At 40.5% G+C, this 19,267-nt stretch carries 16 protein-coding genes; 15 read left to right on the top strand and 1 reads right to left on the bottom strand.

Annotated elements, in window-relative coordinates:
• The first annotated feature begins 76 nt into the window (after positions 1–76).
• The 3 genes from IQ276_RS12110 to IQ276_RS12100 all read left to right on the top strand — a co-directional run bounded on the left by IQ276_RS12110 (position 77) and on the right by IQ276_RS12100 (position 3,175).
• Positions 77–460 (top strand): response regulator transcription factor, encoded by a 384-nt coding sequence (locus IQ276_RS12110; protein ID WP_309245588.1) that lies wholly within the window; start codon positions 77–79, stop codon positions 458–460.
• A gap of 72 nt (positions 461–532) precedes the next feature.
• Positions 533–1,339 carry a response regulator transcription factor gene (locus tag IQ276_RS12105; RefSeq protein ID WP_193913796.1) on the top strand — a complete coding sequence of 269 codons (807 nt, stop codon included), beginning with the start codon at positions 533–535 and terminating at the stop codon, positions 1,337–1,339.
• 399 nt (positions 1,340–1,738) lie between these two features.
• Positions 1,739–3,175 (top strand): PDC sensor domain-containing protein, encoded by a 1,437-nt coding sequence (locus IQ276_RS12100; RefSeq protein ID WP_193913794.1) that lies wholly within the window; start codon positions 1,739–1,741, stop codon positions 3,173–3,175.
• Positions 3,176–3,364: 189 nt separating this feature from the next.
• On the opposite strand, the gene IQ276_RS12095 is transcribed toward IQ276_RS12100, so the two are convergent.
• Positions 3,365–4,825 (bottom strand): ISLre2 family transposase, encoded by a 1,461-nt coding sequence (locus IQ276_RS12095; RefSeq protein ID WP_193925627.1) that lies wholly within the window; start codon positions 4,823–4,825, stop codon positions 3,365–3,367.
• Positions 4,826–5,138: 313 nt separating this feature from the next.
• On the opposite strand from IQ276_RS12095, the gene IQ276_RS12090 reads away from it, so the two are divergent.
• The 12 genes from IQ276_RS12090 (at position 5,139) to IQ276_RS12035 (ending at position 19,235) form a co-directional block, all read left to right on the top strand.
• The gene (locus tag IQ276_RS12090) at positions 5,139–7,739 is read left to right on the top strand and encodes an amino acid permease (RefSeq protein WP_193915791.1); all 2,601 of its coding nucleotides are present in this window, start codon (positions 5,139–5,141) and stop codon (positions 7,737–7,739) included.
• A 101-nt stretch (positions 7,740–7,840) separates the two neighbouring features.
• Positions 7,841–8,629 carry a MinD/ParA family ATP-binding protein gene (locus tag IQ276_RS12085; protein ID WP_193915793.1) on the top strand — a complete coding sequence of 263 codons (789 nt, stop codon included), beginning with the start codon at positions 7,841–7,843 and terminating at the stop codon, positions 8,627–8,629.
• Between the two features lie 75 nt (positions 8,630–8,704).
• A complete protein-coding gene (locus IQ276_RS12080) occupies positions 8,705–9,949 on the top strand; it encodes a DUF7005 family protein (RefSeq protein WP_228042974.1) in 1,245 nt (414 codons plus the stop codon).
• Positions 9,950–10,068: 119 nt separating this feature from the next.
• Positions 10,069–11,163 carry a cyclic nucleotide-binding domain-containing protein gene (locus IQ276_RS12075; protein WP_193915795.1) on the top strand — a complete coding sequence of 365 codons (1,095 nt, stop codon included), beginning with the start codon at positions 10,069–10,071 and terminating at the stop codon, positions 11,161–11,163.
• 170 nt (positions 11,164–11,333) lie between these two features.
• Positions 11,334–11,627: a Nif11-like leader peptide family natural product precursor gene (locus tag IQ276_RS12070; protein ID WP_193915796.1), complete on the top strand. Its 294-nt coding sequence runs from the start codon at positions 11,334–11,336 to the stop codon at positions 11,625–11,627.
• 50 nt (positions 11,628–11,677) lie between these two features.
• Positions 11,678–12,940, top strand: a complete 1,263-nt coding sequence (locus IQ276_RS12065) for a nif11-class peptide radical SAM maturase 3 (protein WP_193915799.1) — start codon at positions 11,678–11,680, stop codon at positions 12,938–12,940.
• The gene (locus IQ276_RS12060; RefSeq protein ID WP_193915802.1) at positions 12,937–13,152 is read left to right on the top strand and encodes a hypothetical protein; all 216 of its coding nucleotides are present in this window, start codon (positions 12,937–12,939) and stop codon (positions 13,150–13,152) included. Before IQ276_RS12065 ends, IQ276_RS12060 begins: the two co-directional genes overlap by 4 nt.
• A 9-nt stretch (positions 13,153–13,161) precedes the next feature.
• Positions 13,162–13,695, top strand: coding sequence for a hypothetical protein (locus IQ276_RS12055; protein ID WP_193915805.1), 534 nt, complete (start codon positions 13,162–13,164; stop codon positions 13,693–13,695).
• A 162-nt stretch (positions 13,696–13,857) separates the two neighbouring features.
• Positions 13,858–15,294, top strand: a complete 1,437-nt coding sequence (locus tag IQ276_RS12050; protein WP_193915808.1) for an MBL fold metallo-hydrolase — start codon at positions 13,858–13,860, stop codon at positions 15,292–15,294.
• Between the two features lie 335 nt (positions 15,295–15,629).
• Complete coding sequence (locus IQ276_RS12045; protein ID WP_193915811.1) at positions 15,630–15,881, top strand: Nif11-like leader peptide family RiPP precursor; 252 nt, start codon at positions 15,630–15,632, stop codon at positions 15,879–15,881.
• 533 nt (positions 15,882–16,414) lie between these two features.
• On the top strand, positions 16,415–18,058 hold the full coding sequence (locus IQ276_RS12040; RefSeq protein ID WP_193915814.1) for a TfuA-like protein: 1,644 nt from the start codon (positions 16,415–16,417) through the stop codon (positions 18,056–18,058).
• A 13-nt stretch (positions 18,059–18,071) separates the two neighbouring features.
• A complete protein-coding gene (locus IQ276_RS12035; RefSeq protein WP_193915817.1) occupies positions 18,072–19,235 on the top strand; it encodes a YcaO-like family protein in 1,164 nt (387 codons plus the stop codon).
• Positions 19,236–19,267: the final 32 nt, after the last annotated feature.

The following is a 19,267-nucleotide window of genomic DNA, read 5'->3' as shown; positions in this document are numbered from 1 at the left end:
GCTAGTCTCGTTTAAAGAAAAAGCATTGTCATTGAGTTTGGCATCCGCTAATGTAAAAAGACCGATGGACTGCTAAATGATGAAAAAAATCTTAGTAATTGAAGATGAGGCGCAAACGCGAGACATATTAGTAGAAAGTTTGCAAACAGAAGGTTTTGATACCATTTGTGCAGAAAATGGTCGTGTTGGTGTCAATAAAGCACAAGAGTACTTGCCTGACTTAGTGATTTGCGACATTATAATGCCAGAACTTGATGGTTACGGTGTTCTGACTACGCTGCGTCAGAACTTTTTGACAGCCAAGATTCCGTTAATTTTTTTGACGGGTAGGACTACTGATGTGGAACGATCCTATGGTATGGATCTAGGAGCAAATGCCTATGTTACTAAGCCTTGTACAGTCGAGGGTTTGCTAGCAGCGATCGCTAAAGTTTGTAAACTTTACACGCGGTCTAATTAAAATGTATTTTTTTTGCATAATTTGGATCATTTTGATTGACTAATAATTCATCAGTGAACATCAGAGCCAATTATGACAAAAGTTTTGGTGATTGAAGATGAGGCAGAAACCAGAGATATCTTTCTAGATAGCTTAGAGGCAGAAGGTTTTGAAGCCATCGGTGCAAAAAATGGTGTTATCGGTGTGCAGAAGGCGCTAGAAAACTTACCAGATTTGGTGCTTTGTGACATTATGATGCCAGAACTTGATGGTTACGGTGTTCTATCCACTCTGCGCCAAGATCCTACTACAGCTATGATCCCCTTTATTTTTCTGACTGCTAAAGCTACGAAGGCTGAACTTCGTCAAGGGATGGATTTGGGAGCTGATGACTATCTTACTAAACCCTCGACGGTAGAGGAATTATTGGGAGCGATCGCAACTCGACTGCAAAAACAAGCAGCAATGAAAGAGTATTATGCTGCACATTTCCCACAAACTCTAGTTTCACCTTTATCTGAAACTCCAAAATCGGTAAATTCGCAATCGATATTTCCTTCTGACTCTCATCTGAGCCAAGTCTTTGAGTACATTGAAGCAAATTATCATCAACCAATTAGCTTGCAAGATGTGGCTATTGCTGTTGGTTACTGTCCTGCTTACTTAACCGATTTAGTACGCCGTCATACGGGACAAACAGTGAATCATTGGATTGTGGAACGTCGGATGGTAGCAGCACGTACCTTATTACTTGAAAGTAATTTGTGCGTGAATCAGATTGCTGAAACAGTAGGTTATCAGCACGAAGGCCATTTTTTCCGCCAGTTTCGCCAGTATCACAAGACTACTCCCCAAGCTTGGAGAAAGGCAGAATTATTAACAATTAAAAATTCAAAATGATGCTCTCTACGAGACGCTACGTGTAGCTGGCTTCCCCGTAGGGGTAAGCGGACTCGCTAACGTTATCCCAATACGGTTCAGTTAAAGGCTACTGGTACGAAATTTTGGGTTTTCGATATGCGATAAATCGGCGTCTCTACAAATGTTTTGGTCTTATCTGAACTGTATTGAGCGCTATCCGCTTTTTCGGTCAGAATCCATTCTGAATTCTGACTGCTGAATTGTGTTTTGGTAAAAACTAAAAAAATGTGAGTCTTATACAAAGATTGTGCATTGAAGTAGTTAGTTACCTTTTCTAAGCTGCTAAAGATGAGAAGCAGTAAAAAATTTTGGGATTAAAGCTTCCTATTTATACGGTTATGTAAAAAAATTTTAGCTCAACAGGTATTAGATTTTAAAATGAAGCATTTTCATCGCTTTTTTTACCCTCCAGCTTGGCCGATCGCTGCTAAGATTTCGGCGGCATTGGTTGCGGCGGCGCTGATACCGATGAGCTTCATTTCCTATTACAATCTGCGACAAAGCTTAGATAGTGTAGAGGCTGGAGAATACCGCAAGTTAGAACTATTAGCTACTAGTGTTGCTAGTCGCCTTGACCAATTAATTATTGATATTCAGCGGATTGTGGTTCAAGTTAGTAGCGATCGCAATGTGGTAAATTTCCTCGCTGCTACTTCCTCTGGAGAACGAGCAGGCTTGCGTAATGATATGCAACAAGCCCTAGAAAATGTCTTCCGCTCTAATCCAGACTTTGATGCTATTTTTATCATGGATAAACAGGGGCGTGCTGTTGCAGCGACCGATCCCACATTTCTTGGTCAAAATTACGCTTTCCGTGAGTATTTCCGCTCTAGCATCCAGGGTAACTCTTATATATCTAGTATTCTGGTGGGTAAAACGACGAAACGACCAGGAATGTTTCTCTCTCACCCAGTGCGATCGCCTAGTGGTGAAATCGTCGGAGTATTAGTACTCAAAATCAGGGGAGCAGATATTTGGGCGATGGTCAATACGTTGCAAGTAGGCTCCCAAAGCAACGCATTTTTAATTGACCAACAGGGGGTAATCATCAGTCATACCGATCAATCTCTGCTGTACCATGGCCTCATCCCTCTGCCCCCCGATATTTTAAAGCAGATTGCCGCCGATAGACGTTATGGACTGGCGCAGATTCAGAGCTTAAACATTGCAGAGTTAAAAGTGATGGTGAAAGCCAAACAAATAGGTCACGCAACCTATCGCTTTCCACCCCAAGAGATGCCCCGAATAGTCGGTTTTGCACCTTTAGCAGAACAACCTTGGGTGTTAGGAATCAGCCAACCCAAGGAACAGTTTGCTGCACCCTTGAACCGTCTGATTTGGCTGCACGGTAGCAGTGTGGTAGTTGTGGGCGGTATCACAGCGATAATGGCGCTACTCTTAGCCAGAAGAATTTCTCGACCGATTCATGCCCTCACAGAAGCAGCTCAAGCACTAGAACATGATGACTTTGATTCTCATGTATTGGAACTGCATCAGAATTTGGCGAAATCAACTCATAGCCAAGATGATATCGGCCAATTGGTGCGTGTTTTTTTGAAGATGGCTGAACAAGTCAGAATGCGAGACCAAAAGTTGAAAATGCAAGTCCAAGAACTTCGCATTGAAATTGACGAAACCAAAAGAGCTAACCACGTTGCGGAAATTACGGAAAATGAGCACTTTCAGCAGTTACAAATGAAAATCCAAAAGCTGAGAGAACAGACAGTAACTAGGGAGCAATGCGATTTTGTGAGGTCTGGTCAAAAACAAGCGATGCCTGCGGCGGGCGTAGCCATCGCTAAAAATTATATTTAGGTACAAGGTGATTTTATTTGCAAATAAAATACTGGTTTGCACAAAAATTCATCTTGATGAAATATCTCAAAAAGATTAATAGCAAGTCATTTGACGATTTTTTATAAAAATATCTGCAATCAGCCTTTCATACTTAGTATGAATTATGTCAAAAAGTAAATTAAAGGCAAGATTAAAGTATAAAATTTATCAAGCAGCTTGGGGTTTGATAAAAGAATTAAAGATAGAACCACAAAAATTATCCCAACTTCCAGCCATCCATTGACAACGCAGATGTAAGATAATTTCTGCATTTTCTTTCAACCAAAATTTACTGTTACCCTTGATTCTTAAGTTGACAACTTGACGAATTAAACTCTCAATTGCTCCACTACCTATTGGTAGTTTTTGGTCTAGTATCTTAGCGTAATTTAAACGCCTTTCACGATAGGCACGTAAAAGGTAATTTCTCTGTGTGACCATAGTTTTACAACGCTCTCCCGTAGCTTCAGATATAAATTCATCCATCTGCCTAATTATGGTCATGGCATTACTTTTTTTTAAAGTTCTCCGTGCTTTTTTAAACCAATTATTCCGCTCCTTATCATCACTAAACGCTACATCAGCAAATTTCTGTAGCCGTTCAGTAACATGGTAAAAATCAAATAATTGATAAGTCGCATCGGGAGATTTCAATTTCTTTAAAAGAGGGGGAATATGCTTCCAAATCCATTCAGCACCGTCAGCAACTAATAAAACTTGTTTTGCTTGACTAATTCCCAAACTAATCAGATGCATTTCTAAAATTGGCAAAAAGCCTTTATAGTCTTCATAAGTGCCATCATTTACAATGTTTATTTCGCCATTTTTAACTTTTTTACCCTGTTCATCAACCACATAAATTGTTAATAATTTTGGCTCAACCCATTCCCCTGTAAAGCCGTGCTTGTTTGTTTTGAGATTTTTTCTACCTTTTTTATTAATCCTAATTCTACTCCTGCCACCATCTACAGCAATCACAACTCTCTGGTCTTTAAGTATATTCCCACCAGGTAATTTACCTTGTTGCAAGTTAGATATTTTAGTTTGACGTAAATCAATGCTGATTTGACCAAATTTATATGTCAATCGTTCAATTCGTTTAAGACTAATATTAATTCCCCAATCACCCAGGATTGTATGTGCGGCTTCAAAAGAACTAGCTATGGCACCATATTTTGTAATATCTGACCAAACTAATGGGGTCAAGCCTTCTGACATTCCTAACCATTTTAGCAAGGGGCAGAATCCAACATTAGTAGATTTATTCTTCGCTTTCTTTTCTCTTTTTTGAACAACGTATGGTAATTTAAGATTTACTACAACATTACCTACTGTTAATATTTCCCTCTTCGTATAACCGTGTCTTTGTGTGTCGGTATGCCACCATCCTTTGGTTTGATTAATTGCTGTTTGATGAGCCGACTCTGATTGAGAAAGCTTATGCAATAATATGGCGATACATTGACCCGCTAAAACTAAGGCAGCCTGTCTAATTTTTTCTTCTCTTTCTTTAACTATTTTTCCAGACCACTCCTCGATATTTTTCAAATCTAAAAGGTTAGTCACATCCTTTTGAAAATCTGATAATGAATCGGCAAAATTTAAATTTGCAGATATATTTTTTTTCATAAAGGTAGATACTTCCTATTTCAAAACTATTCCTGAAAGGAAATTTTACCTTTTTTTCTAGTAGCAACAATGTACAGAAACTTTGTTTTTGGTAGCAGGTTGTATCTTCTAAGCAATATTGCTGCAACTTTTGTATAAAATACTAAATATATACGTAAGAGTTTATTAGCGATCGCTCTCCAGGTGGGGTCATCTCACAAAATCGCATTGCTCCCCAGTAACTATTAGTGAAACTGAGACGGAGTATTACCAGAGATTGCAGAGTAAAGTCCAATCTTTGAAAGAGCGATCGCTAAATACTGAGGTATAAATCATGTCATCCGACGACGAACTGATATCACGGGAGGAAGTGCTGGCGGGTTTACCTGCGAGACGAGCGAATACGCTACTGTTTTTGATCGAGAGTCGGACGGCGCAAATAGTGGCGCGATCGCTGGTGGAATTTTCCTTAACAGAGCAAGCCACCAATGAGCGCGATTTAGCTTTCTTAGAAGCCTTTGCTTTAGGAAATGCCCCACCACTCCACCCCACTATTCAGCACTTAGAACGCTACGCCAGTCAGTGGGCATCCCTAGTACCAGAAAACCCCAAACTGAAAGCTGCGATCGCCCATGCTTTGGGACAGAAATACACTTTCACTGAGAAAACAGTGCCTCACATCCGCGCCGCTTTGGGTTTGGATGAAAAAACCGTACAGGTGGCTTATTCCCGCTTTTACAGAAAACAACTGTTGACTATTTTTGCATCCCAATTGCCACTCATTGAACAGTGGCGCTGGATGAGTGCAGCGATCGCCCAAAGTTTGGAATCTCTGCCACCCTTCTGGCTAGCCTCGATCCTCACCGTTGCGTTAGGTCTTCCCCAAGCGTTTTTAGCCTTACCCATTGCTGTCGCTGATGTTGGGCCATTAGTTACCATTGCCTTTTTGCTGATTATCGGTACTATCAACATCCTGACGATGGCTTGTATGGCAGAAGCCGTTGGGCGCAGTGGTGACTTCCGTTATGGGAATTCTTTTATCAAACAATTAGTCTCTAATTATTTAGGAAATGCAGGTTCATTTATACTTTCTATTGCAGTTGGTATCCGAGTTTTTCTGATTGCATTAGCTTGTTATATTGGTTTGTCGGTCACTATGGCCAGCTTTACACCCATACCGGCAGCATTATGGGCAGCATTGCTCTTTGGTGCAGGATTGTATTTGCGATCGCGTAAATCTTTGAACTTCACCGTTGCCTTAATGGTATTTTTGGCAGTAGTCAACGTAAGTTTGCTGCTGATCCTTTCACTGCTGGCATTGGGTCATGTTCAACTAGAAAATTTATTATATGTAAACTTATCCTTTGTTGATGGTCATTTCCAGCCGGGGATACTACAGAGGATTTTCGGTGTCAGCCTGATGCTTTACTTTGGCCATGTGTATGTAGGCGAATGTGGCAAACTCATACTTCCGCGTGACTCTAGCGCCACCTCCTTGATTTGGGGTAGCATCGCGGGAACTGCTTTTTTGACTATATTGTTTTGCATTTGGGTGTTAGCAGTCAATGGAGCGATCGCCCCCCAATTGCTAGCAGGACAATCAGGCACCGCTTTAGAACCACTAGCACGAGAAGTAGGTTCCATCGTCACAGTTTTGGGTGCAGTTTTAGTCACCCTACTTTTGGGAATGGCTTGGCTACGTAGTTCCAGTCTCCTAGTCAACTTAGCTAAAGAGTGGTTGCCACCCCGACCGAAATCTCTATTAAGCTTACCTCGCCAGCAAGGAATGTTAATATTACATCCCTCTGGAGAATCTAGCCAGATTCCCCATATTGGTTTAACCTACTTGGGACAAGAAAACACTAAATCTAAGTTTCGTGTAGATATTCAGTTAAGCGGCAAAGTTGACTCTGTAGAAATTGCAATTGCTGAACATTGGGACATTAAAGAGCTATGCAATGAATTCCCCGACTTACGCAAGTGGGATACCCGCTTGGCTCTAGAGGTCAAGTCAGCTAACCACGATAGAGCTTGTCTACAAGTCATTTCACCCATGCTCTTAGTTTATGAAGGAGGCTTGAAAGCTGATGCCGGAAATTTTGCTTTTGAGCATCAGAGTCAGACGAGAAAATTTTGGACAACCTTGCTCAACCAACGTCGCTTCTTCTTATCCATCAGCCCGTTACTGTTAGTTTTTCTGTTGACAGAGTGGCTTTTCCTAGCTGGTGTCCAATCCTTTACCAATATCCTCGCCTTTGCCGGTATACTTGGCAACTCTCTTGTTGGTGGTATTTTCCCAGTTTTATTATTGGTTTCTAGTCGGCGCAAAGGTGAGCTTATACCCGGAGTAGTCTTGCAGATTCTCAACCATCCATTGTTCAGCGTGGGTGTATACAGTTTATTCTTAGCCATCCTGCTCATCCACGGTTTGGTTATCTGGGAAAATTCCCTGGCGCGGCTCACTGCATTGTCCATTGCTGCACTCTCCTTGGGAGCAACTCTGGTGATGAAAAACTATGGAGCCTTCGCTTCTCGTGTGGTTGTAGAACTACGAGAAGATAAACATTTGGGAGGTAGTTCCGTATTCACAATCACAGCAGGCGGACAACCAAAAATTGCCCAAGTGCTGCTGGGATATGCCGATGGTGAGCAACATCACCAAGCAGCCACTATTGAGATTCCATCACTCTCAGCCCTGCGCTATGCCACCTTTCAGTTCCCAAAAAAGCAAGAAAAAGAACTTAGAGTGTGGGCGCACACGAGCAACTCAAAAGTTGACTCCAAAAGTTTGCCTGCACTTGTAGAAGTCCAAAATGGAGACAAGAATATGCAGTTTAACTTGCAGCTATCAAACGGACGAGTTTTGTTACCCTTGGGGGGCGATCGCTACTGGTTAAAATTTACCTTCCCAGAGGTCTTACTGTCTGAAAAATGAGGGAGCAGGAATTTTAGATTTTAGATTGAAATTTAATCCAAAATCCAAAATCCAAAATTGAATTGCCCAATGTCCAATAAATATTAATTAAGAGGTAATATATGGCACAAATTATCGCAGTTCATTCATTCCGTGGCGGTACTGGGAAATCAAACTTGATTGCCAACATAGCAGCGATTATGGCGCTTCAAGGACAGCGTGTAGGTATTATTGATACTGACATCCAATCACCAGGAATTCACGTTATTTTCGGACTTAACGAGAATAAAATAGAACGCGCACTCAATGATTATTTATGGGGACAATGCGATATTAAAGACGCTGCCTATGACGTGACTGATACTCTAATTGCAGAACAAGGAAATGCAGGTACAGTCAAGGGTAAACTTTACTTAGTACCTTCTAGTATTAAAGCTGGTGAAATCGCCAGAATTCTCCGTGAAGGGTATGATGTAATCCGACTTAACGATGGTTTTCAGCAACTTATTCGCAGCCTTAAATTAGACTACCTATTAATTGATACACATCCAGGGTTGAATGAAGAAACCTTACTTTCCATTGGTATTTCCAATGTTCTAATAATTCTCTTACGTCCAGATAATCAAGACTTCCAAGGTACTGCGGTAACAGTGGATGTAGCTCGCAAGCTCAGAGTGCCAAAAATGTTGTTGGTAATCAATAAGGCGCTACCAAGCTTGAACTTTGCAGACTTGCAACAACAGGTTGAGAAAATCTACAACGTCCCAGTAGCCGGGATTTTGCCCCTTTCCGAAGAAATGATGCAGCTAGCAAGCATTGGTATTTTCTCCCTACGTCACTCTGAACATCCCATCAGTCAAACAATTGCAGGGATTACCGACGAGATTGCTGATTTAGCCGTTACTCGTTAGTTATTGGGCATTGGTCAATCATCAATAGTATTTCTTCCCCTGCTCCCCCTGCTTCCTCATCTCCCCCACTCGCCTATGATTCAACAATCATTCCGTACCGATGTCCTCGCCTACTTTGGAGCTAATGCTACAGAGACGGAAGAATTATTGGTATACAATCAAAACGTTTTTGATCACAACACATTAACTCATCCTCTCAAGTTTCCCCTTACTCCTGAATTTTTTGTGGCTGCTTGGCAAGAATACGCCGTTGAAGCCAGAGTCGTAGGAGTATTTGAAGAACTCAAACAACGACTGGTTCAGTTACGATTCCCCATTGAAGAGGGTATCAGCCAAACTGAAGCTTATCTGTCTGCCACTCGTAGGGGCGCTACTACCGATGGAATGCCTGAAGCAACTGGTTTAGTTTTACAACAACCTGAAAAACTCCAATTAATACTGCATCAAAGCTTGGCTGGCATCATACCAGTATTATTACCTGGAAACCGAGAGGACTTTCTTTCTTTAGTACAAGCCTTGACAAAGCGAAATGAACCCCAGCCAGTCCCTAACTCAATGGGAGCCTGCATAATTAGCGGATTTAATAACTGGGATCGGATTCGTCAGTATCGCCAAAAATGGGAGGCAGAAAATTTTGCTCGCTCAGAAATTAATTGGGCAAAAGAATTTCAAAGGTTGATACCACAAAAGCAACTTTATCAGGATAAGTTTGTTATTTTGAGTGATGGCGCTTATAGCAACGTTTCAGCCAGCGATATGGGACTTGAAGAGTCCCAATGGCAGCAGCTATCACTAACAATTCGGCTGGAACATGAATGTACGCATTACTTTACACGCCGCTTGTTTAACTCCATGCGGAACAATATACTTGATGAGCTAATTGCTGACTACAGGGGCATTGTAGCCGCTAGAGGGTATTACCGAGCCGACTGGTGTTTGCGATTTCTGGGCTTAGAGTCGTTTCCTGATTACCGCGAGGGAGGTAGACTGCAAAATTATCAGGGTAATCCACCACTCTCCGGTGGGGCTTTTAGGACTCTACAGGCATTAGTGAAAGCAGCCGCCGAAAATTTGCAGCGTTTTCACACTGAGTATGCACAGAAATTAACTGATACTAATATTCAACCTTTGATGTTAATGGCATTGACTTATTTAACATTGGAAGAATTAGCTTCAAAAGAGGCGAACTCACTTATTCAACAAAACTTAGATAGATTGCTGAATACTTCGTGTGTAGAGACGCAAAATTGCACTTCGTCCCGCTTCTCTACGAGACGCTGCGCGAACGCTAACGTGTCTCTAGAACAATCCAAAATATAAATAGAACTTATGCAAAATCATCAAAAAACGAACCGCCAAGTACGCCAAGTGCGCCAAGGAATAAGAGTTGCAGAGAGTTTTTGCGTAAGTTCTGATAAAATTAAAAATAGGTATTAGTTATGACAGAAGTTCTACTCAAAGAATTAACTACCAGTGACATTGATTGGATGATTGCAACAGGTCATAAACGAGAAATAGCTGCTGGCACTATACTTATCGAAGAAGGAAAAGCTACCGATTGTTTGTACATTTTACTAGATGGCATTTTAACAGTTAGTATTTCTCAACCAGATAATAATCCTTTAACTCGTGCTTTCGCAGCTATCGAAGGAGATGAAGTCTTCAGTCGAGAGATTGCGAGATTATCTAGTGGCGAGGTAGTAGGAGAACTTCCATTTGTAGGAACTCGTCTTACAGCCACAACTATAAAAGCTGTAGAAAAATCTCTAGTAATGTCGATTTCCCAACAGAAATTGGCAGCAAAGTTGCAGCAAGATGTTGGTTTTGCTTCGCGTTTTTATCGAGCGATCGCAATTATACTTTCCGATAGAATTCAAAGCACCATTAATCAACAGGGACGTAGTAACTTCGCACAAAGTCAACCTTTGAGGGATGTACTATTTGTCTTAGGAGGATTACATGATAGTGACATCGATTGGATGACGACTTGTGGTAAAGTGCAAAAAATTCTTGCTAATACAGTACTTATCCGTGAAAGAGGGCTTGTGGATGGGCTGTATATTCTTTTAGATGGAGCAATGTCTTTATCTATTGATGAAAATGAGCGTAACCCCTTAGCTCGTGCTTTTGCTGCTATAGAAGGTAGTGAAGTTTCTGGTAAAGAACTAGCAAGATTGTCCAAAGGCGAAATCATCGGCGAAACACCCTTCATTGATGGCCGCCTACCTTTGGCAACAGTTAAAGCTATTGAAGATTCAATTGTGTTGTCAATTGACCGACAGCAATTAGCAGCAAAGTTACAGCAAGATATAGGATTTGCATCTCGTTTTTATCAGGTTATTGCAACTTTGCTTTCTCAAAGATTGCAAGGAATGCTGAGTCAACTTGGTTATGGTAGACGCGTTTATAGTAAAGGTTCACCGTTGGTGAAAGATGTAGAATATGAGGATGAATTGAATGATAACGTTTTAGATCGTGTGGCGATCGCAGCAAAAAGATTTGAGTGGATGGTAAGACGGTTAAAAGTAAGTTAATTCCTGGATATAAAAAGCTCGCTGAACAAATCTCCTAGTTTAGATAAACTACAGTGAATTCATAGTGGCACGAAGCAAAACGAAAAAAATCATAGTCTTACCCAAAAATTGTGCATTGTAGTTTTATCTTGTTTTTCCTAATGTTTTAGATATTAATAGGAGGAAATTATATGTCTATTGAAAGTGCAAAAGCTTTTTATCAGAGAGTCACAACAGATGAAGCTTTCCGTACTCAAGTTGAAAGCTATCCGATTGAAGAACGTGGAACTTTCTTACAAGCAGAAGGATATGCTTTCACTGAAGAAGAATGGGAAACTACTAGTGCTGAAATGTTAGAGGCAACTTCCACCGAGGAACTAGACGAAGCTGAATTAGAGGCGATCGCAGGTGGGATAAAAAAAAGCTGCTATCCAGGTCCTGTAGCTTTGTACGGTATATTTCCAGCCCCATACGACACAATTTAATACTTATTGCACTGCTATTACCAAGCCAATACCAAAACCTGGGCAAAACAATGTCTGAAAAGTACCATCGAACCAGTTATGCTGTTTGGGAAATCACTTTGAAATGCAACCTTGCTTGTAGTCATTGTGGTTCGCGGGCAGGACAGGCACGGCATAAAGAACTCTCCACTGAAGAAGCCCTTAATCTTGTTCAGCAGTTAGCTGATGTCGGGATTAAAGAAGTAACTCTCATTGGAGGAGAAGCTTTTCTGCGCCCCGATTGGTTGGTAATTGCAAAAGCCATTACCCAGGCTGGTATGCTCTGCGGTATGACTACCGGGGGTTACGGCATCTCTCTGGAAATGGCGTACCAGATGAAAGAAGCCGGAATTGCTAAAGTTTCCGTTTCTACGGATGGAATGGAAGAAACTCACGATCGCCTCCGGGGACGAAAAGGCTCTTGGAAATCTGGACTAAGAACCATGAGTTACCTAAAGGAAGTCGGAATCCCCTTCGGCTGTAATACGCAAATCAACCGTCTGTCTGCCCCAGAATTCCCTCGCATCTACGAGCATATCCGCGATGCAGGTGCGCGAGCATGGCAAATTCAACTGACTGTGCCGATGGGAAATGCCGCAGACAATGCGGATATTCTTCTCCAACCCAGCGAACTATTAGACCTCTACCCTATGGTGGCTCGTGTCGTTCGACAGGCTAACACTGAAGGAGTAAAAGTTGCGGCTGGTAACAACATTGGTTACTACGGTCCCTACGAACGTTTGCTGCGGGGACAAGGTGATGAATGGGGATTTTGGCGGGGTTGCGGTGCTGGACTGTCTACTCTAGGGTTGGAGGCAGACGGTACGATTAAAGGTTGTCCTTCATTGCCTACAGCTGCTTATGCAGGTGGTAATATCCGCGATCGCTCTTTGCAAGAAGTCATTGAACAAGCTGAAGAATTGCAGTTTAATCTTAATGCTGGTACGCCTGAAGGAACAGCTCACTTATGGGGATTCTGTAAGACTTGCAAGTTTGCTGAGTTGTGTCGCGGAGGCTGCACTTGGACAGCACATGTATTTTTCAATCGCAGAGGCAATAATCCTTACTGCCACCACCGCGCTCTCGAATTGGCAAAACGCAGCATCCGGGAACGGGTTTATCCAAAAGTGTCAGCACCAGGGATTCCCTTCGACAACGGCGAGTTTAGCATTATTGAAGAACCCCTTGACGTGCCTTGGCCGGAGAATGATCCACTTCACTTTACTGCTGACTCCATCCAATGGCCAGAAACTTGGCAAGACAAACTCGAAGTTTCTTATTCTGTAGCAATATGAATCATTTAAACGAAGAAACTGATGAACGTTTATCTGAAGAGCTGTTAATTTCTCAGCCCCTCTTACCTCGCTCTGGCTGGCAAGATGAACAAGCTTTTTTAAAAGCAATAATTAGGGCTAAACAAGCTTTGGACATGGCAGAATTGACTGCCATTCTTTGGCAACCAAAAACTTATTGCACATATTTAAAAGGAAGAATTGACATCAGTTAATAAATTATTATGTTACAGACAGGAAATCTTAAGTCAGAGATTTATGAACATTTTCATGGCTTCAAAGTCATAGAAGTAGCTAAACGCAATGCAGGTCTTCAAGATGTGCATAACACAGAATATTTGCTACCAAAAATTAGAAATTCTCAATCAGTATTGGAGGTTGATAAAATTTTGAAAACGTGTGTTTTTCAAGGAAAAGGTATACACCCAAGAAAATTTTGCCGTCGGTGGTTTGGACTAGAAGACTTGGATGATAATCGGCAACCATATTATACAGAAAAACTTATTTTAGCAATAGAGTCAGAACACGGTTATAGGGAGAAATGCATCAAATTAATTGCAAAAGTATTAAAAATTAAACCAAATACTGTTCACCGATGGGGGAAAGGAGTTGAGTTTGACAAAATCCCTTCAGATAAACGCGAACAGTATGAAACATATCTTAGCTATGTTGATAGTTTAAGGGCTATTACCTTGAATATTGCTGGATCAAACGAAGATTTATTAGTAGAACTTTTACACTGCTTAGAGTTTAAGTGATTTATTTTTACTTTTAAATACTAAATATTAGATCCTGTAACAAAAAGTGTTAAGCCAGTTTGAATAGGGTTATGTTTTAATCTCAATCTTTAATAAGGAAGCGGCTAATTTTTCTTGCTACTTCCACTCTAGCTAAAAACTTAGTAACAACAGAGGTGAGCTATGGAAATTCACATGATTGGACATGCTTCAATATTTGTCGAAACGCAGGATTGCAAGATTCTTATGGATCCCGTGTTATGGGATCCACACTGCGAAGGAATGGAAGAAGTATTTCCAACGCGGGAAGTGATTCATGAACGAATTCCAGAATTTGATTTGCTAATCATATCTCATAGACATTTGGATCACTTTGATGTTCGTTCTCTGGCTTATTTACCAAAAACAGTTGATGTCTTAATTCCTAAAGACAAAATATTAGAAACCTGTCTTCGTAAATTGGGGTATTCGCAAATCTATCCTTTGGGAGATTTCAGTGAAGTTAAAATTGGCTCTACCAATATCCTTACCACTCGCTCAGAATACCGCTTACCTGAATATGGCATAGTATTTGCCGATAAATCAGGCGTTTTCTGGAATCAAGTAGATTCAGATGTTAGCACAGATACAATTCGTTTTGTAAAATCTCGCTATCCCCAAGTTGATTTCTTATTGGCACTCTGGCAACCAATGTTAGAGAGCAACTACCAATGTAATGAGAGTTTATCCTTTCCTTACTCTTCATATAATAAGTTACTTAGGAACATTAGCAGGATTAAACCAAGAGCGATCGCTCCTGGCTCTAATGGTTTCAAACTTATCAATGAATCATCTTGGCTGAATCAGATTTTATTTCCTGTAACGCGAGAACAATTTTGTAGAGATGTAAGGATGGTTTGCCCAGAAATAAAAGAAAACGTATTTACTCTAGATCCAGGTGACATCCTCGCATTTAAAAATGGCGAATTTAGCTACTTAAAAGAAATGTCTCAGTTTGTAAATAAGATGGACGATAATAGAGAAAGCTTGGATTTTTCTCCTGTGAAGGTGGGAGCTAATCTCATCGACAAAAATCACGATAATTATAATCTTAATGAGATGAAAGAAGCAATAGAACAAGAAGTCAACATAAATCTAACTAAATTTCTTCAAGATAATAAAGATTCTCTATTTCTAGAACATTGCCACTGGAATGTGATTTATCAACTAGAGGTTGTTTTTCCCGATTCCTCTTATAAATGGTCATTTGACTTTTCAAAAGATAACATTCAAGCTTGCTTAGGGCGTAATACTTTTGCTAATTTATTTACCATTATCACAGCTTCAAGTTTTTATGGACTTTTAAAACAAATTAAAGGATGGGATTATGTTTATATAAGTGGCTATTATCGCCGATTTAAAAAAATATATTTAGCAACTAATCATGGAATTATTAAACCAAATGAAGGAGAAATAGAAGACCCTCTTATTTTCAGATTTCCTTACAAAGAAATTTTCGATGTTATTCGGCATAAAGAAGTGGAAAAATGGAAACAACCTATTGAAAATAGTTCATTTTTGGATGAAAGCAAGACTTTGATGATGAAGATAGGAAATACTCTTGTCAGACTAAGTAAATAAAGTAATAAATTTGCGATAAACTTTGCCTTCAAATCTGGGAAACTAAACTAAAGGGTAAATGCTGCTTTTTTAGTTGGTTCTTAACCTTCGTTGTGATCAAGAGTAATTTAGATGCGTTTCCCCTGCAAAGCTACCTAAGCTTATGGGTGATTTTTCTCAAGTTGTCAGCTTGCCAATAAAAAAATACTGTAGAGCATACAGAATATTATTTATCAATTTTGCGAGTGGTTGTATTATCAAATATAGAAATAAGGAAGCATAAATATCCCGCTTTGCTTCCTCACCAATTTAAAGATGTTGGTGTTATGAGCGGTTAGAAAAGGTTAATTAAAGTTATGTCAAAAGAAACAGTAAGAGGCTTTTTTAAAGTCGCTGAAAATGATGAAGTACTGCAAGAGAAGCTCAAAGCTGGCAATAGCTCAACAAGCATAATTCAGATGGCCAATGAACGGGGCTATCAGTTTACTACAGAGGAACTACAAGTTTTTATGCAAGAAGTTACTGCAGCAGATGCAGAACTGTCTGAGGATGAATTGGAGGCTGTAGCAGGCGGATTGAAAATTAAGATTCACATTGTGGTAGAGTGAGCAATAAAATATGCTAGATAAACTGGATAAAGTCTTGCATACACTAAACTAGTTGTAATTTAGGAGTTCAGCAAAACTAAATCTAAAATCCAAAAATCTCAAGTTAAGATTTCAAATCTAGGGTATTTTTTGCTTGTAGACCAGTTTACTTTGAAACCAGCCAGTAAGCAGCTTGTTAACGCGGCAAAAGTTGCTGGCTGTTTTTACTTTCAACTCTTTCCATAATAACTATTGGTAAAGCCGCCAATAGTGATTTTATCTGTAAGGTATGAATATCATAGTAGTTGTATTTACTAGGGATATTCAGTAGATTCTGTAAAAAGAAAAATTACTATAAAGTGGACACAAAATTTTTTAGCCGGCTTAGTAGTGGTTGTATTGTTTATTAACATACAGTGCTGAGGCAATGCGATGCGATCGCCAATAATAGCAATAATGAATAAATTACTGTTCCGATTTGGGAATAGAACATTTTTAAATCAATGCCATTGAGAAATTAACGAATAAACTTTTGGAAATGGGCAGATGAAACAGTGAATGCATTCAAATCTATAGCTGTATTCCTGGGTTCTTCATTACCACAGAATCAGGCTCGTGAGGTACTTGATGCGGACTACTACCCTCCAGCTCGTCAAGGCGATGTTTACCGTATTATGGCGCTTGGTGTAGAAACTATCGTTTTAGTGGATGGACTTTTTCATAGCACACCGTCTGTCTGGCAGCGTGAACTCCTCGCTGCTATAGAAGAAGGTATTCAGGTACTTGGTGCGTCAAGCATGGGAGCATTGCGAGCTGCGGAGTTACACAATTTCGGCATGATTGGTTATGGCACGATCTTTGAATGGTATCGTGATGGTGTTATTGATGGTGATGATGAAGTAGCCCTCTTACATGCTCCTCAAGAAGCTGACTTTCGTCCCCTTTCCGAGCCGTTGGTTAATATCCGCTACACCTTACTCAAAGCGATTGAAGACCATTACCTCACAAGTGAGCAAGCACAACAACTGACCGAATATGCCAAACGAACCTACTATCCAGATCGCTCCTATCGCCAGCTTCTAAATAGTCCAGTCTTAAAGAACTGGTCTCAGGACGACTTGATAAAGCTTGAGCAATACTTCCGTACAAAATCCATTGACCTTAAAAGGCTTGATGCCATTGGAGTGCTTAATCACTGCGCTAGTCTTAAAGGGAAACGAAAGCCAGAAAAATACCTTAACTCTTTATCCTCAACAAGTGCAATTTGGCAAGGTGACCAACTTCTCGTTCATGGCTTTATGAGTTCCCAGGGTTTGATCACTGGAGAAAAGGTTTTGCAAGAAGCACAAAAGGATCCGCTCTTGGTGAGTGCTATGTATAAAACCTTATCAAAGCAATACTTTGTTCTGGATTGGGCTAGACAAAATAGCGTATGCTATACGGAAAACTTAGATGCCTATGTCGAGCAGTGGAAACAAAAACACGGGATTGAAGACGGAGACTGGTTGCGAGCTAATGGCTTGACGTCCATAACCTTCAAGATGCTGCTGGAAGAACACGCCTTCCTCGATTGGATAATCAGACAAGGACCTGACTATTTTGGACTGAATTGGAGTTTTCAACAAGCTCTTGAGGAAGAATTGCAGCTTATAGGAAGCGCTATTCAACTGTCTTCTAAAGAGCAAGCATATTTTAAAATCAAACCACTAAGAATGGTTAGTTGGAAAGAGTGCAAGCAAGAGTCCCAAGATGATCCTGCGTTTTTAGTTGCTTCTTCCAAGAGTAGTCCTATTATTGACGAAAGTACTGGAATCGAATTTATTAGGCTATTTAAAGTTGATGTGCAGAACGAATGGTCTGCTGAACTAGCCGATATTTGGTTAGAGCTATCACAACGTCGATTTCTCCTAGAATGGGCTAGACAAAATGGAGTTTCATATCCACCAGATTGCTTGAACAGTTACGTAAAGCAGTGGGAGGTAGCACATGGTATTACTGACGATGCTAATTGGTTACAAGCTACAGGCTTGAATTTGAAATCTTACAGAGCATTATTGGCAGAACGTGCTCTTGCAGAGTGGATTGTGGAACAAAGGCCAAGTTACTTTGGTCGTGTCTGGAATTTTAAAGTAGCCTTAATCAGAGAATTGCAGATTACTGGTAGAGTCACACAACTGGTAGAAAAGAACTATGCCTAATATAGTAAGAAGCATGGAGCCCCTTACCAAGGGCTACACTAGTGGAACACACCGTTTGATAGAACCAGAATGCACCTTTGCCAGGTTAAAGCCTCATTTGGCTACGATGGGTGTTACCCGGTGTGCTGATGTTACAGGATTAGATCGTATAGGTATTCCTGTTTACTGTGCCATCCGGCCATGGGGTCGTGTTATTCAAGTTACTAATGGCAAAGGACTGCGGCATATCGATGCTAAAGTTTCGGCATTAATGGAAGCACTTGAAATTTTTCATGCTGAAAATCCCAGCAGCGATCTCAAACGCGGTAGCTTGAAATTAATGCAAGGGACTGGTCAACGTGTTGTTCAACCCGAAATTCTCCCTGAATACAAGGCTAAGAACTTCTTTAGCAGTGATTTTATTATTGACTGGATTAAAGCAGAAGACTTGCTTACAGGTGAAGAAGTATGGCTCCCAGCTAGCGCTGTTTATATATGTTCACCAATGCTGTATCCCTTTGATACTAACGGTCTTGCCAGTGGAAATCATCTGTTAGAGGCGACGCTTCATGGACTTTATGAGGTAATCGAACGGGATGCGATCTCACGTTTAAGTGCTAATGGTCGCATATGTCTCACTCAAGAGCGCTGCAAATGTATTGATCTAAGTACTGTGGACGATGAATCTGTTAAAGGATTGTATGAGATGCTTCTACAGGCTGATATTAAACTTGTCTTGATCTGGGTGAAAAGCTGCATACCATCATTCCACACTTTCTGGGCTGTTCTTCTTGATAGAAATCCTTTCAGTCACTCTTCAATGGTCAACATTGGTTATGGCTCACATCTTAATGTTTCTGTAGCAGCTACTAGGGCAATTACCGAGGCAGCTCAGTCACGCCTAACCTTTATACATGGTTCTCGTGAGGATCTAGCAGTCAAAGCTTGCTATACATCGAGTAATGTGGCTTCTAAAGTTTATGCTTATTTTAATCTAATAGAAAGTAATACCAACTGGCGGACGTTAAGCGACATGGCAGGAGATAGTTTACTCCAGGACTATACCCAGATTTTGGAAAGCCTATCTCAAACTGATAATAAAAACATTTTTCGTGTCAATCTAACGCAACCACCATTTAATATTCCGGTAGTAAAGGTTTTCGTATCTGGTTTGAAAATGAATGATCGCTTGTTTTAATTAAGTGGATCCAGTGTCATAAAACTTATGCA

The sequence above is a fragment of the Desmonostoc muscorum LEGE 12446 genome (assembly GCF_015207005.2).
Lineage (GTDB): Bacteria > Cyanobacteriota > Cyanobacteriia > Cyanobacteriales > Nostocaceae > Nostoc > Nostoc muscorum.
The sequence above is the reverse complement of the archived record's forward strand: the minus strand, read 5'-3'. Positions and strand labels throughout refer to the sequence as shown.

Excerpts from the sequence above, each read along its gene's own strand:
- IQ276_RS12070 (WP_193915796.1), top strand. The coding sequence starts at position 11,334 with ATGTCTATTGAAAGTGCAAAAGCTTTTTATCAGAGAGTCACAACAGAT.
- IQ276_RS12050 (WP_193915808.1), top strand. The coding sequence starts at position 13,858 with ATGGAAATTCACATGATTGGACATGCTTCAATATTTGTCGAAACGCAG.
- IQ276_RS12065 (WP_193915799.1), top strand. The coding sequence starts at position 11,678 with ATGTCTGAAAAGTACCATCGAACCAGTTATGCTGTTTGGGAAATCACT.
- IQ276_RS12080 (WP_228042974.1), top strand. The coding sequence starts at position 8,705 with ATGATTCAACAATCATTCCGTACCGATGTCCTCGCCTACTTTGGAGCT.
- IQ276_RS12045 (WP_193915811.1), top strand. The coding sequence starts at position 15,630 with ATGTCAAAAGAAACAGTAAGAGGCTTTTTTAAAGTCGCTGAAAATGAT.
- IQ276_RS12090 (WP_193915791.1), top strand. The coding sequence starts at position 5,139 with ATGTCATCCGACGACGAACTGATATCACGGGAGGAAGTGCTGGCGGGT.
- IQ276_RS12075 (WP_193915795.1), top strand. The coding sequence starts at position 10,069 with ATGACAGAAGTTCTACTCAAAGAATTAACTACCAGTGACATTGATTGG.
- IQ276_RS12035 (WP_193915817.1), top strand. The coding sequence starts at position 18,072 with ATGGAGCCCCTTACCAAGGGCTACACTAGTGGAACACACCGTTTGATA.
- IQ276_RS12110 (WP_309245588.1), top strand. The coding sequence starts at position 77 with ATGATGAAAAAAATCTTAGTAATTGAAGATGAGGCGCAAACGCGAGAC.
- IQ276_RS12060 (WP_193915802.1), top strand. The coding sequence starts at position 12,937 with ATGAATCATTTAAACGAAGAAACTGATGAACGTTTATCTGAAGAGCTG.
- IQ276_RS12085 (WP_193915793.1), top strand. The coding sequence starts at position 7,841 with ATGGCACAAATTATCGCAGTTCATTCATTCCGTGGCGGTACTGGGAAA.
- IQ276_RS12095 (WP_193925627.1), bottom strand. The coding sequence starts at position 4,825 with ATGAAAAAAAATATATCTGCAAATTTAAATTTTGCCGATTCATTATCA.
- IQ276_RS12105 (WP_193913796.1), top strand. The coding sequence starts at position 533 with ATGACAAAAGTTTTGGTGATTGAAGATGAGGCAGAAACCAGAGATATC.
- IQ276_RS12055 (WP_193915805.1), top strand. The coding sequence starts at position 13,162 with ATGTTACAGACAGGAAATCTTAAGTCAGAGATTTATGAACATTTTCAT.
- IQ276_RS12100 (WP_193913794.1), top strand. The coding sequence starts at position 1,739 with ATGAAGCATTTTCATCGCTTTTTTTACCCTCCAGCTTGGCCGATCGCT.